General features: G+C 43.9%; 1 protein-coding gene. It reads left to right on the top strand.

Going from position 1 to position 740, the window contains the following annotated elements; genetic code table 11:
- On the top strand, nucleotides 1-740 hold a 740-nt coding region (locus tag RTW80_RS26560), incomplete at both ends, for a DUF4329 domain-containing protein (protein ID WP_312721077.1).

The raw sequence follows: 740 nt of genomic DNA, 5'->3' as shown, positions 1-740 counted from the left end.
GGTGGAGCCGGAATACACACCGGCGCGAAAAGCTCATCTTTATCACTGCGACCACCGGGGACTGCCGCTGGCGCTTATCAGCGAAGACGGCAATACGGCGTGGAGCGCGGAATATGATGAATGGGGCAACCAGCTTAATGAGGAGAACCCGCAACATGTGTATCAGCCGTACCGTCTGCCAGGGCAGCAGCATGATGAGGAATCAGGGCTGTACTATAACCGTCACCGGTACTACGATCCGTTGCAGGGGCGGTATATTACTCAGGACCCGATGGGGTTGAAAGGGGGATGGAATTTATATCAGTATCCTTTAAATCCACTACAACAAATTGACCCTATGGGATTATTGCAGACTTGGGATGATGCCAGATCTGGAGCATGTACGGGGGGAGTTTGTGGTGTTCTTTCACGTATAATAGGACCAAGTAAATTTGATAGTACTGCAGATGCTGCGTTAGATGCTTTGAAAGAAACGCAGAATAGATCTCTATGTAATGATATGGAATACTCTGGTATTGTCTGTAAAGATACTAATGGAAAATATTTTGCATCTAAGGCAGAAACTGATAATTTAAGAAAGGAGTCATATCCTCTGAAAAGAAAATGTCCCACAGGTACAGATAGAGTTGCTGCTTATCATACTCACGGTGCAGATAGTCATGGCGATTATGTTGATGAATTTTTTTCAAGTAGCGATAAAAATCTTGTAAGAAGTAAAGATAATAATCTTGAAGCATTTT

The sequence above is a fragment of the Escherichia sp. AM3 genome (assembly GCF_032029835.1).
GTDB lineage: Bacteria > Pseudomonadota > Gammaproteobacteria > Enterobacterales > Enterobacteriaceae > Escherichia > Escherichia coli.
The sequence above is the reverse complement of the archived record's forward strand: the minus strand, read 5'-3'. Positions and strand labels throughout refer to the sequence as shown.